We start from the raw sequence: 14,359 nt of genomic DNA on the forward strand, positions 1-14,359 counted from the left end.
AAAATGGAATTACCAAAATTTTTAGTTGCAGATAATTCTGCATTTCCAGATAAAATCTTTATTCTACACACAGAATATCCTCGTTTTTTATTAGATGTAGAGAATGATGACATAGAATGGTTTGAAGATATTTCTGAAGAAGAAGATAATGAAGAATTTGATACTGAGGTAGCAAATTTAATCGAAGAAGCTCTTGATTTTTATGATGCAGAGATGGCTTCTTTAGATGAAGAAGAATAAAAAATAGCAAATAAAGGAATAGTGTAATTTTTACACTATTTTTTTTGTCTACTTGTTTTAGAAAGTATTTTTTATTATTTTGCATTATAAATTTATTCAAAGCCATGGAAATAAAAAGACTATTTGATTTTCTTCAAAATCAATTCGAAAATAATCCAAGAGAAGATTCTTTAGTAACCAAAGTAAATGGGGTTTGGGTAAAAACTTCCACACAAGAATATTACGGAAAAGCAAATGCGTTTAGTAGAGGTTTATTACAATTAGGAATAAAACCAGAAGATAAAATAGCAATTGTTACGTCTAATAACCGTACAGAATGGAATATTTGTGATATCGGTATTCAACAAGTAGGAGCAATTAGTGTTCCTCTTTATCCAACTTTATCTGAAAGTGATTTTGAATTTATTTTAAATGATGCTGAATGTAAGTTTATTTTTGTTTCTGATAAAGAATTATATCATACTGTAAATTCAGTTAAATCTAAAGTACCATCTTTAGTTGGTATTTATAGTTTTGAAGAAATACCTGGAGTGCCTAATTATAACGAGATAAAAGATTTAGGCGAAGATATTTCAACTCAACACGAAGTAGATAGTATAAAAAAGTTGGTTAAACCTTCAGATATTGCTACAATTATATATACTTCAGGAACAACAGGTCGTCCAAAAGGAGTTCTTTTAACTCACGAAAATATAGTTTCAGATGTTATTATGTCGAAAGAGCGTGTTCCAGAAGTTCTAGCAAATGGAATAGCTTTAAGTTTCTTGCCAATAAATCACGTATTCGAAAGAATGCTAATTTATCTATATCAATACATGGGTATAGGAATTTGGTATGCAGAAAGTATAGATAAATTAGGTGAAAACATGAAAGAGGTAAAACCTCATGTAATGACAGTTGTACCAAGATTGGTTGAAAAAGTTTACGATAAAATTTATAATACAGGAGCATCTGCAGGAGGATTAAAAACAAAAATCTTTATGTGGGCTTTAAATCTTGTAGAAGATTATAATCCATACGAATCCAAAGGTTTCTTATTTGATATACAACATTCTGTTGCTAAAAAATTAGTTTTTAGTAAATGGAAAGAAGGAGTTGGAGGTAATTTAGTTTGTATGGTTTCTGGTTCAGCACCTTTAGCACCAAGATTAAATCATATATTTTGGGGAGCTGGTATTCCAATTTTAGAAGGTTATGGATTAACAGAAACATCACCTGTTATTTCTGTAAATGCGATGAAAAAAGGAATGTTTGGAATAGGTACAGTTGGTGCTCCGTTAAATGGAGTAGAAGTTAAAATTGCCGAAGACGGAGAAATTCTTGTTAAAGGACCAAATATTACTCAAGGATATTACAATGATCCAGAAAAAACAGCAGAAGCTTTTACACCAGATGGTTATTTTAGAACAGGTGATATAGGAGTAATTGAAAAAGGATTACTTAAAATTACGGATCGTAAAAAAGAAATGTTTAAAACATCTGGAGGAAAATATATTGCTCCTCAGATTATTGAAAATAAATTTAAACAATCTCGATTCATAGAACAAATAATGGTTGTAGGAGAAGGTGAAAAAATGCCTTGTGTAATTATTCAACCAAATTTTCAGACGTTAAAAGATTATTTAAAAATTAAAAACATAGCAGTTCCTTTAACGAATGAAGAGTTAATAGAAAATTCTGCTATTGTAGATTTAATTCAAAGAGAAATAGAAAAAATGAACCAAGGTCTTGGGCATTGGGAACAAATAAAGAAATTTGAATTAACGCCTGAAGAATGGACAATAGATGAAGGTCTATTAACACCAACTTTAAAATTAAAACGAAAAAATGTTTTGGCTAAATACCAAGATCTCTATAAGAAATTATATAATAAAGCTTAAAAAAAATGCTGTCTTCGGATAGCATTTTTTTTTGGATTGATTTACTTTGTTTTTAGAATATATGATTAATTTTATATTGATTAAATGAAAAAAATGTTAGAAAACTTAAGTTTAAATAAGGCTGTCATAGAAGACTTAGATTCTATTTGGAATATTTTGCAACAAGCTATTCAAAAAAGAAGAGAAGAGGGGAGTGATCAATGGCAAGATGGATACCCAAATCCAGATGTCATCAAAGATGATATTTACAATGGTTTTGCATATGTTGTAAAGCAAAATAATTCTGATATAATTGCTTATGTAGCAATTAGTGATAAAGAAGAAATTGCTTACAATGATTTGGTTGGAGAATGGATAACAGATAATCAATACATAGCTATACACCGATTGGCAGTTTCTCAAGAAATTAAAATTAAAGGATTAGGAACTTGGATTATGCTAGAAGCTGAAAAAGTAGCATTATCTAAGAATATTAATAGTATAAGAGTTGATACAAACTTTGATAATGTAGGAATGTTACGCGTTTTTGAAAAGTTAGATTATCATTACTGTGGAGAAGTTCTTTACAGAGGGGGTATGAGAAAAGCTTTTGAGAAAATATTATTAAGTAATCCATAAAAAACACACTTATTATTTATTAAAAATAGAAATATATATAATTTACTCCTAAAAAATTAGGGGTAAAATTTGTTTTTTGTTCTTTTTTTATATTTTTGAATAAAAAAACAAGAACTTATGAAAGTCGGATTGAAATGGAAAGTTTCATTTGCCATTATTGCAATTGTAGCAATTGCCGGGTTATTTTGGAAACCTGTAACAGATTTACCTCACACTGGAGAATTTTTAGGAGAAGATAATATTGTAAATTCCGATGTAGCTTGGATTTTAGCTGCCGCAGGATTAGTATTGTTAATGACACCAGGATTATCATTTTTTTATGGAGGAATGGTAGGAAAGAAAAATGTTATTTCAACCATGTTGCAAAGCTTTATAGCATTGGGCGTTATTTCTATTTTATGGGTTGTCGTTGGTTTTTCTCTTTCTTTTGGAGAATCTATCGGAATCACAATCAATGGTGAGCATTATGGTTTAATAGGAAATCCTTTTTCATATCCCTTTTTTAATCACGTCGGAGCATTTCCTCATAAAGACATGGCATCAACAATTCCTTTTGTTTTATTTGCCTTATTTCAAATGAAATTTGCTGTTATCACTCCAGCCTTGGTAACAGGATCTTTCGCTGAACGTGTAAGATTTATATCTTACTTATTATTTATGGTTCTATTCAGTTTATTAATTTACACACCACTTTGTCACATGGTTTGGCATCCAGAAGGTTTATTAAATAAATATTTCGGAGTAAAAGATTTTGCAGGAGGAACTGTTGTGCACATGAGTGCAGGTTTTGCAGCATTAGCAGGAGCTATTGTTATAGGAAAAAGAAAAAACAGAGAACATAAACCTGCTAATATTCCATTTGTTTTATTAGGAACAGGAATGCTTTGGTTTGGATGGTTTGGTTTTAATGCAGGTTCTGCTTTAGGGGCAAATTCCACTGCTGCATTAGCATTTGGTACAACTACAATAGCATCCGCATCCGCAATGATAACATGGATATTTTTTGATCGATTAAATGGTAGAAACGTTTCTGCTATGGGAGCTTGTATTGGTGCTGTTGTTGGTTTAGTAGCAATAACACCTGCCTGTGGATTTGTTACAATACCAGAAAGTTTATTCATTGGTTTTATAACTGCAATTGTTTCTAATTCTTTATTATACTGGAAAGTCTTGAAAAAAGTAGATGATACTTTAGATGTTTTTGCTTGTCATGGAGTAGGAGGAATTATGGGAATGATTTTGACGGCAATTTTTGCACACGGAGAAAATGCAAGTTTATTACATGGAGGAATAGGAGTATTTACTCACCACATGATCGCATTACTATTCGTTTCAATTTTTACATTTTTTGGTGCAATTTTATTGTTTTATTTAACGAATAAAATGATTCACTTGCGCGTAGGAGATAGAGCAGAGTTTGAAGGTTTAGATATTTCTCAGCACGGAGAAAGTTTCTAAATCTTTCATAATAATGCAATTTTTGATGTTTTTTATTTGACTAAAAAATCCGATTCATTCGAATCGGATTTTTCTATTATTATGATTTTAATTCCCAGTCTATGGCGAAAACAGCTTGTAATGCTGCGGTTTCTGTTCTAAATCTTTGTTGACCTAAACTTATTCCTTTGTAGTTTTCTTTTTCAGCATTTAGTATTTCATCACGAGAAAAATCTCCTTCTGGTCCAATTAAAATAAGAATTTTATTTGGCTCATTTTCTAAAATAGATTTTAATGGTGTTTTTACTATATCATCTTCGCAATGAGCAATACACTTTGTAAAGTTTTCAAAATCTTGCTTAATAAAATCATTAAACTTCGTTAAATCATTCACTTTTGGTAAATAAGCTTTCAAAGATTGTTTTGTCGCAGCTTGTATGATTTTTTCAATACGCTCAATTTTTATGTTTTTTCGTTCAGAATGAAAAGTCTGTAAAAAAGTAATTTCATCAATTCCTATTTCTGTTGCTTTTTCTAGGAAAAACTCTAAACGTTCCATTGTCTTTGTTGGAGCAATAGCAACATGTAGATAATAATTTTTCTTTTCAAAATCAGTTTTTAATTCAATAATACTTCCTTCAACAACTTTTTTAGAAATAGAATTAATTTCAACTTTGGCAAGCTTACCTTTTCCGTCTGTTACATGAACTACGTCGCCTTCTTGTCCACGTAAAACTTTTGCAAAATGATGACTTTCTTCTTCATTCAAGATAGCGTGATCGTCATATATTTCTCCAAAAAATAATTTCATTAAATATGGTATTTAGCTACAGATTTTGCTGTATTTTCTGTAAATATTTTATGTTCGTATTTTAATGTACCAACCATTGCAATCATAGCTGCATTATCTGTTGTGTATGCAAATTTTGGAATAAAAGTTTTCCAACCATAAGCAGTTTCTCCATCTTTTAAACGCTGACGAATTTCCGAATTTGCAGAAACTCCTCCAGCAATTGCAATTTGGTTAATACCAGTTTCTTCGGTTGCTTTTTTTACTTTATCCATTAAAATATTAACAATAGAATGCTGAATAGAAGCACATAAATCATCAATATTTTCTTCAATAAAATTAGGATTATTCTTCACCTCTTTCTGAATAAAATATAAAATAGAGGTTTTGAAGCCACTAAAACTAAAGTTTAATCCATCTACTTTTGGTTTAGCAAAAGTGAATTTTTTAGGATCTCCAATTTTAGATTTCTGATCTATAATTGGTCCAGCAGGATAAGGTAAATTTAATATTTTACCAGCTTTATCAAATGCTTCACCAGCTGCATCGTCTATTGTTTCTCCTAAAATCTCCATGTCAAAATAATTATTTATTTTGACAATTTGTGTATGTCCACCACTAACAGTTAAACATAAAAATGGAAAAGTTGGTTTTTCGTCGTTCGCATCTTCAATAAAATTAGCTAAAATATGCGCTTGCATATGGTTAACTTCAATTAAAGGAATTTTTAACGATTGACTAAAAGATTTTGCAAAACTTCCGCCAACCAACAAAGAACCCATTAATCCTGGACCTCTTGTGTAAGCGATTGCTTTTAAATCTTTCTTTGTAATATTTGCCTGTTTTAAGGCCTGATCCACCACTGGAACAATATTTTGTTGATGTGCTCTTGAAGCTAATTCGGGTACTACGCCGCCATATATTTCATGAATCTTTTGGCTAGCGACAACATTAGATAAGATTTTATTTCCATCAATTATTGCAGCTCCTGTATCATCGCAAGAAGATTCTATGGCTAAAATGTAGTTTTTAACGCTCATAATACCTTGTAGAATAAAATTTATAATTATTTTTACGCTACAAATATCGTAAAATTAAACCATTGAAAGTAGTCAGACGAATAGGAAGATTTTTATTGCCATTATTTATACTTGTTTTAACACTGGTTTTGACAGTAATGATTGCTATACAAATACCTGCAGTACAGACAAAAATAGCCCATTTTGCTTTAGAAAAATTAAATAAGTCCTTAAATACAAAAATTAGTGTCGATTCTGTTGATATAGATTTTTTTGGGAAAATACATTTTTATGGAGTAAAGATAAAAGATCATCATAACTATGATTTCTTAAAATCTAAATCGTTGGTTACGACGATAGATTTGTGGACACTATTACCTGGTATTAATAAAAACCATATTGATCTTAGTGAAGTAAAACTAGTTCAGCCAGAAATTCGTGTTATTACTTACAAAGGAGATTCGATTGCAAACTTTATAAGATTTGTAAATAATTTTAGTTCTGATAAGCCAAAAGATCCAAATAAAATATTTAAGCTAGATGGTAACTTTATTTTAGAAGATGGAAAGGCTTCTATTGTTAATCAAAATTCAGGAAACGTTTGGTTAGATGCTGAAAAACTAAATATGTCTGTGAAAGACTTTAAATTAGTTGATTCTGATATCACAGCAAAAATGGAGCGTTTTAATTTTGTTGGTAAAAGACACAATGAAATTTATAATGTTCACGATTTTACAGGTAAAGTACATTATTCTTCAAAAGAAATTAGAGTAGACAATCTTAAGTTAGAAACAGACACATCTGTATTAGATGGAGATTTGTTATTAAGCTATGACGATCCAGCTGACATGTCTCAATTTGAAGATAAGGTAAGATGGGATGTTGTATTTAACAGAGGTTCTAAAATTAATTTTAAAGAAATTAGATATTTCTCAGAACAATTCGATAAAAATTCATCTGTAGATGTATATGGAAAAGTAAATGGTACGCTAAATAATTTAACTTTTACTGACTTCGAATTAAAAGGAGAAGATAATTATATAGGTGCAAACCGTTTACAGTTACAAAATGTTTTACATGGCGATTTATTAAGTTTCTCTACAAGAAATGTAAAGCTGAATACATCGTACCAAAAGATTACAAAATTACTTCCGAAATTTATTTCAACTAAAATTCCAGCAATGTTAAATCGTTTTGGTAATTTAAATTATCGAGGAGATTTGTCATTAAATACAAACGAAATTTTAGCAAATGGTTATGCAATTTCTGGTTTAGGAGATGCAGATATAAAAGCTCAAATTAGAAATTATAAAAATCCTAAAAACTTAATTTATAAAGGAACATTAGATGCGAAGAATTTAAACTTACGTCAATTAACAGAAGTTAAAGATTTAGGTTATGTAAGTGGTAAATTTAGATTTGATGGTAAAGGAACAGACCTAAAATATATGAATCTAGATTTGGACGGAAATCTTCGTTATTTAGATTTAATGGGAAAACGATACCAAAATATTACAGTTGATGGTTTGGTTAAAAACTATCAATTTAATGGGTTGTTTGATATTAAAGATCCTAATTTGAGTGCTAAATTAAATGGTAAAATTAATTTTAGTGGTAAACCTTACGATTTTGATTTTACATCTAATATTCGACAAATTAATTTAGATTATTTAGGATTAACAAAAAATCTAGGAGCTATTGTTAGAGGAGATGTTGTAGGTAAATTCCAATTAACAAGTATAAACGATTTAAGAGGAAATATAGATTTAAAAAACTTATACTTTCGCTCGAAAAAAGATACAGTAGAGTTGGCTCATGTTACATTAAACTCTCAAATTATAGGAAAGCAGAAGATTATTAAACTTGATGTTCCAAATTACATGCAAGCAAGTATTGATGGTGTTTTTAATATCACCGAAGTTGCAGATGTATTAAATAATTCTTTGGTAAACTTAATTCCATCTTTCCGAACAAAAAAGATTTCAAAAAATCAAAATTTCTCATTTGATGTTTATGTTGAACAAAATTTATTAAAGTATATAGATCCATCTATAGTTATAGAGCCAGAAACACATATTTCGGGTAATATAAATGGAGATACAAATAAATTAGAAGCTAATTTAGATACTCCAGGTGTTAAATACGGAGGAATTCAATTGTTTCAGTCAAATGTACGTTTAAGTACAATAGAAGATTTACCGAATTTAAATGCTAAAATTGACAGTTTAAAAGTTGGAGGAGTTTCTATTAATGCAATAAATGTAAATTCAAAACCAATTAATGATACTTTAATCGTTAATACAGATTTTAACATAGGAAAGAAAAATCCAATATTATTCAATTTAAATCTGTTTCATACAGTCCAAAATAAAAATGATTTAATCTTTGGTTTCTCACCTTCTACGATAAAAATTGATTCTACAACATGGACAATTAACAAAGAGAATAGTTTAGAATTAGATCGTGTAATATTTAATAGAGTAAACAAATCAATAAAAGTTGAAGATTTATCTTTAGAATATGATGAACAATATTTTAAACTGAGTGGGATATTTAATAATAACGTAGATTACACATTTAATGCAGATTTTAAAGATTTAAATTTAGAAAGAATAATTCCTAAAACACTTCTTAATAATTTAAAAATTGCAGGTATTGCAAACGGAAAAGTTGATATAACACGAACAAAAGAAAAATTAGAGCCAACGTTAGAAACAACAATTAATGGATTGGCTGTTAATGATTTTGAATTAGGAAATTTATCTTTAGAAGGAGGATATGATGTTTCTGATAAGAAATTTAATTTTGGTTTAAGCTTACAAAAAGAGCAAATAGAATCTTTATTAGCAAGAGGTAATATAATTAATAAACCAACAGGACCAGAATTAGATGTATTGGCTAATTTAGATGATTTTCATATCGATTTCTTAGAAGGTTTCTTAGGAACAGTTTTCTCAAACATGAGAGGCTCACTTTCTGGAGATATGAAGATAGATGGACCTGTTGACTCGCCAAACTTAGCTGGAACAATGGTTGCAAAAGACCTTGGTTTAAAAGTTAATTTCCTAGGTACAGATTATTTATTTGAAGGTGAAAATGATTTATTTGTTTCTAAACAAGGGAATAGTCCAGGAAGTATCATTTTAAATGACGTTAATTTTAAAGACACAGCCTATAATACGAAAGGAAAAGTCGATGGAGCCATACTTTTTAGAAATTTAAGTAAATGGGGTCTCAACTTACAGTTTGATACAGAAAACCTTTTAGTTATGAATACGACGATAAAAGATAATGAGTTGTTTCATGGTAAAATATTCGCAAAAGGTAATGTAACAATGTTTGGAGCTGTAGAAGAATTAGAGATTTCTGGAGATGCAACAGTTGTTGGAAATTCAGAATTAACAATCAATACAGGAAGTACAACAGTAGAGTCTGAAAACAATTTAGTACGATTTGTTCCTAATCAGAATTTAGATGGCAAGGAAGATAAAGATGTTCGTGCACCAAAGGGAATGACGATAGATGTTAATATTAATGCTTATCCAAATGCATTAGTTAACCTTGTTTTTGATGCTGCTACAAATGATAAAGCAACAGCAAGAGGTACGGCAGAAAATCTACGTTTCTTAATGAATAGAGCTGGATTAAGCATTACAGGAGTTTATAATATAGAAAACGGTATGTACGAATTTAGACAGATACCATTAATTCCAAAAGACTTTGTTGTAAAGAAAGGTTCATCAATTCAGTTTTCTGGAAATCCTTTAGATGCCTCATTAAATATTACAGCAGAATATCAACGTTCTGTTTCTAATGTGGGTGATTATTTAGGAATTGGATATTCTCAAATTCATGATGCAATTTTATCTATCTCGATAAAAGAGACATTAAAGAAGCCACAAATAGATTTCGGATTATCTATTCCGAATGCTGGTTCAGATATTAACTCTCAATTACAATCTAAATTTAGATCGAACACAGAAGAACAAATGTTACAGTTTAGTTATATTTTACTAACAGGTAAATTTGGAGATGCATCTGCGGTACAATCTGGAGTAACAAGTACTGCTGCAGATATTGGTCTTTCTACAATTGCAGGTATGTTATCGTCAATTGCAGGAAATGTTGATTTTCAAATGGAGTATGTGGGAGGAAGTGTTAATTCGCAAACTAACGATAAAATTAGAACATCAGTTTCATATCGTGTAAATAATCGTTTAAGTTTTAGAGGATCTTACGGAATTACTGTAGCAAATACGCAAAATCTACAAGAAAATTTTGATGGTAATTTTGAAGCTACTTATGATGTTTCGAAATTAAATAACGGATCGCTTTTATTAAAAGGATTTACTAAACCAACTACTTTTGGTTTATTGCCTGGTATGAATAACAATTTAAATCAAAGTTTTGGAGTAGGAATTCAGTACCACAAGAGTTTTGATACATTTAGAGGTTTCTTAGGATTAGATGACAGTAAAAGAAAATCTAAGAAAAAGGTAGAAGAAAATAAAGGAAGATTCGATTCTATTATTTCACCGACAAATTTACGAAGAGAAGAAAGTAAACAATTAGATTCTGTTAGTCCAAATAAGAAAGATTCTGCTGTTAGCACGCAAAAAAATAACACTTCACAAAAGACAACTGTAAAAAGGAGAGGTTTAGTCAGAATTGGATAATAAAAAAAGAGTTTATTGTGGTTAGACAATAAACTCGCGCAAACAAACAAAAGTGATTAGTTCTTTTTATTAGAACTATTTATTGTAGCAAAAGTAAAATATTAAATAAATCATTAAAAAATATTTTGATACTTGTTTGTTTTATTTATAATTTTGCTAAAAATTAATTCGATTTTTTATTAAAATAATAATAATAGTCAAAAATTAGGAAAATGAATTACATAATTGATGATGTTGACAAGAAAATATTGATGTATTTAATTGATAACACAAGAATGCCATTTACTGAAATAGCAAAAAAGATGAATGTTTCTGCGGGAACAATTCACGTTCGTGTTAAAAAATTAGAGGAAGCTGGTATCATCAAAGGAACTACATTAATTACTGATTATGATAAAATGGGTTATCAATTTGTAGCTTATGTAGGATTGTTGTTAACAAAAACTAACAAAACTCAAAAAGTAATCGACGAATTATATAAAATACCAAATGTAACTGTAGTACATGTTGTATCTGGAAAATATAATATTTTCTGTAAAATTAGAGCAAGAGATACTGCAGATGCAAAAGAGGTTATTTACAAAATAGATTTGATTGATGATGTTTTAAGAACAGAATCAATGATATCATTAGAAGAATCTTTTAATGATAAGAATAGATTAATGCATTCAATATTTCATTAAGAAATAACCATTATAATCATCCCACACAATGACAGACGAAGAAAAAGCAAAATATTTTCAGGTCGCTCTATGTTCAAGTCTCGTGCTTTTCGGGTTTGATGGAGAAGATCTAAAAATATTAGTTTACAGAAAATTAAATGATCCTTTTAAAGGAGGATTAGTTTTACCAGGAAAATTTATAGGTGTTACTGATAGTAATGATCAAGCAATCCACGAACTATTAATTGAGAAAATTGCTTATGATGAACATCAAACATATATAGAACAGCTAAAGGCATTTACAAAAGTTTTTCGTAATCCCTTAGGACGTGTTATAAATGTTGCCTATTATGCTTTGGTGAAATTAACACCTCAGATAGAAGAAAAAGTAAAAGCACAAGGAGGAGAATGGTATGCTTACGATAGAATTCCAGATTTAGCTTTTGATCATAACGAAATTGTACAATATGCAAAAGAACGTGTAAAACGTCGTGTAAAACGTCGTCCAGTAGGTTTTAATCTATTAGGAGATGAATTTACAATTGCACAATTACAAAGTTTGTATGAAAAAGCTTTAAATAGAGAATTAGATAAGCGTAATTTTAGAAAGAAAATCTTTAACTCTAACTTAATTATTGAAACAGGAAATACGACAGATCCTAAACAACATCGTAAAGTCTCAAAACTGTATCGTTTTGATGAAGAGAAATACGAAAAATTAAGTTTAAAAGGTTACGATTTCTTATTTTAATAAAATTTACAATGACAAAAGAGGTAGATAAAACGCAAGAAAGAGACGATTTATTTGATACAAAAGTTTTGATGTCAGATAATACAAAGTCAAAGGATTTAAAACATACAGGAAACAAAAAGTCATTCCTTTTTAAATCAATGATTTTTATTATGGCTTTTTTAATCTTAAGTATTTTATATAGAGGCGTACAATTAGTTATAACTGGAGATTATTTATTCCGTCAAATGATGAATGGAGATGCGCCAGAAATGCCAACTTGGTATCCTATTGTAACAATTGCTTTCGGAATAATTTCTTTAATCGGAATTTTTTTAGTTAATGCCTATAAGCGTTTAGGAGTCTATATGGTAGTTGGTTCATTATTTCTTGCTGCAGCAATTCAGCCAGAGTTTATGGCAGATGGAACACTATTTACAATGTTTACATTATTTGTATTCATTGGTTATGGTTTAGCTATTATCTATCCGTATTGGGATAAATTCAAATAAAAGAATAAAAATATATAACTTAAAAAAAGCTGTTTTCTATAAAGAAAACAGCTTTTTTAAGTTATATATGTGGTTTATTTTAAGCATTTTATTATCAATATTTTTTAAATTAATAAAAATTAGTACTTAAAAAAACGAATATGAGAATTTTACATCTATATTTGTGTTGTGTTGGAAAAATTTAAATTAAAGATACAATATGGATTGCATTTCGATATTTGATATGCTTAAGATTGGTGTTGGACCATCAAGTTCTCATACTTTAGGACCTTGGCGTGCTGCTGAAGCTTTCCTAAAGGAATTGAAACAAGCTAATATTTTTGATCAAATTTCTCATATTAGAGTAGATTTGTATGGTTCTTTATCATTAACAGGTAAAGGTCACGCAACAGACTATGCTGTAATGTTAGGATTAAGTGGTGCAGATCCCGAATATGTTCCAGTAGAAGATATTTCTACAATTGTTTCAGCTATTAAAGAAAATAAAAAATTAAAAGTAGGTAATACACTTTTAATAAACTTTAATCCTGAAACTGATATTGTATTTAATAGAGATTTTTTACCATTTCACGCAAATGGATTAACATTTACAGCATCTTTTGAAAATGAAATTTATACTTCAACCTTTTATTCTATAGGAGGAGGCTTCATTACAAAAGAAGACGAAGATATAGCTTCAACAGATGTAAATTGTGCTTTCCCTTTTCTATTTAATAAATCAACAGAATTATTAGAATTTTGTAACCAAGAAAATAAATCAATTTCAGAAATAATGTTCGAAAATGAGAAATCTATTCGAACAGAAGACGAAATTCATCACGAACTAATGCGTGTTTGGAATACAATGTTAGAGTGTATGTATATTGGTTGCCATACAGAAGGTACTTTACCAGGAGGGTTAAATGTTAAGCGTCGTGCTTACAATATGCATAAAAATTTAGTAGGAGCAACACCATATTCAACACCAGAAGAATGGATAAAATCTATTAGAAAAACAAAAGTCTATTTTCGTCAAATTCTAAAATGGGTAAGTTGTTTCGCATTAGCAGTTAACGAAGTAAATGCATCTTTAGGTAGAGTAGTTACAGCACCTACAAATGGTAGTGCAGGAGTAATACCAGCTGTATTGATGTATTATTTAGTTATTGAAAACCATAAAGCCGGACAAAAAGAAATTGAGCAATTTTTAACCACTGCAGGTGTTATAGGTTCCATATTTAAGAAAGGAGCAACTATTTCAGCAGCAATGGGAGGTTGTCAGGCAGAAATTGGAGTTTCTTCTGCAATGGCAGCAGCAGCTCTTTGTGAATTAATGGGAGGAACACCAGCACAAGTAACAATGGCAGCAGAAATTGCAATGGAACACCACTTAGGATTAACTTGTGACCCAATTGGAGGTTTAGTTCAGATTCCATGTATTGAAAGAAATACAATGGGAGCAATAAAAGCAATAAATGCAGCAGAATTAGCATTAGATACAGATCCTTTAAATGCGAAAGTTCCTTTAGATAAAGTTGTAAATACAATGTGGGAAACCGCTAAAGACATGAACAATAAATACAAAGAAACATCGGAAGGAGGGTTGGCGGTAGCTGTAAATATTGCAGATTGCTAATTAATTTTATTTAAAGTGCTATCTGTTAGTGTGTTATCCATTTTAGAAAGATTGTGAAACTATATTGTGTAATTAAAAAATATTCCTTACATTTGCACAGCCTTTTAGAGTTAAGGTACGGATGTTAAAGAATATTCATTTAGGGATTTTTTAGGCTGCTCAGCCATTTAATTTTATTCT

Annotated in this window: 11 protein-coding genes; 9 read left to right on the plus strand and 2 right to left on the minus strand. The window is 29.6% G+C overall.

The window, feature by feature from the left end; all coding sequences use genetic code 11:
- Positions 1-3 precede the first annotated feature (3 nt).
- From BUA86_RS15220 to BUA86_RS15235, 4 genes are all read left to right on the plus strand, one after another.
- Positions 4-240 carry a hypothetical protein gene (locus BUA86_RS15220; protein ID WP_072934007.1) on the plus strand — a complete coding sequence of 79 codons (237 nt, stop codon included), beginning with the start codon at positions 4-6 and terminating at the stop codon, positions 238-240.
- Between the two features lie 104 nt (positions 241-344).
- Entirely contained in the window at positions 345-2,120 is a 1,776-nt protein-coding gene (locus tag BUA86_RS15225; protein ID WP_072934008.1) for an AMP-dependent synthetase/ligase, read from the plus strand.
- 84 nt (positions 2,121-2,204) lie between these two features.
- A complete protein-coding gene (locus BUA86_RS15230) occupies positions 2,205-2,738 on the plus strand; it encodes a GNAT family N-acetyltransferase (protein ID WP_221405231.1) in 534 nt (177 codons plus the stop codon).
- 117 nt (positions 2,739-2,855) lie between these two features.
- Positions 2,856-4,196, plus strand: coding sequence for an ammonium transporter (locus tag BUA86_RS15235; RefSeq protein WP_072934009.1), 1,341 nt, complete (start codon positions 2,856-2,858; stop codon positions 4,194-4,196).
- A 79-nt stretch (positions 4,197-4,275) separates the two neighbouring features.
- On the opposite strand, the gene BUA86_RS15240 is transcribed toward BUA86_RS15235, so the two are convergent.
- Together BUA86_RS15240 and tsaD are read right to left on the minus strand one after the other, a co-directional pair.
- On the minus strand, positions 4,276-4,986 hold the full coding sequence (locus tag BUA86_RS15240; protein ID WP_072934010.1) for an RsmE family RNA methyltransferase: 711 nt from the start codon (positions 4,984-4,986) through the stop codon (positions 4,276-4,278).
- Complete coding sequence (gene tsaD / locus BUA86_RS15245) at positions 4,986-6,005, minus strand: tRNA (adenosine(37)-N6)-threonylcarbamoyltransferase complex transferase subunit TsaD (RefSeq protein ID WP_072934011.1); 1,020 nt, start codon at positions 6,003-6,005, stop codon at positions 4,986-4,988. Before tsaD ends, BUA86_RS15240 begins: the two co-directional genes overlap by 1 nt.
- 62 nt (positions 6,006-6,067) lie before the next feature.
- Here tsaD and BUA86_RS15250 point away from each other — a divergent pair, with 62 nt between their 5' ends.
- From BUA86_RS15250 to BUA86_RS15270, 5 genes are all read left to right on the plus strand, one after another.
- Positions 6,068-10,660, plus strand: a complete 4,593-nt coding sequence (locus BUA86_RS15250; protein WP_143147343.1) for a translocation/assembly module TamB domain-containing protein — start codon at positions 6,068-6,070, stop codon at positions 10,658-10,660.
- 212 nt (positions 10,661-10,872) lie between these two features.
- Positions 10,873-11,343: an Lrp/AsnC family transcriptional regulator gene (locus BUA86_RS15255; protein ID WP_072934013.1), complete on the plus strand. Its 471-nt coding sequence runs from the start codon at positions 10,873-10,875 to the stop codon at positions 11,341-11,343.
- Between the two features lie 28 nt (positions 11,344-11,371).
- Positions 11,372-12,073, plus strand: coding sequence for an NUDIX hydrolase (locus tag BUA86_RS15260; RefSeq protein ID WP_072934014.1), 702 nt, complete (start codon positions 11,372-11,374; stop codon positions 12,071-12,073).
- Positions 12,074-12,084: 11 nt separating this feature from the next.
- Entirely contained in the window at positions 12,085-12,564 is a 480-nt protein-coding gene (locus BUA86_RS15265) for a hypothetical protein (protein ID WP_072934015.1), read from the plus strand.
- A gap of 199 nt (positions 12,565-12,763) precedes the next feature.
- Positions 12,764-14,179 carry an L-serine ammonia-lyase gene (locus BUA86_RS15270; RefSeq protein WP_072934016.1) on the plus strand — a complete coding sequence of 472 codons (1,416 nt, stop codon included), beginning with the start codon at positions 12,764-12,766 and terminating at the stop codon, positions 14,177-14,179.
- Positions 14,180-14,359 lie beyond the last annotated feature (180 nt).

The organism is Chishuiella changwenlii (assembly GCF_900142565.1).
Classification (GTDB): Bacteria; Bacteroidota; Bacteroidia; order Flavobacteriales; family Weeksellaceae; genus Empedobacter; species Empedobacter changwenlii.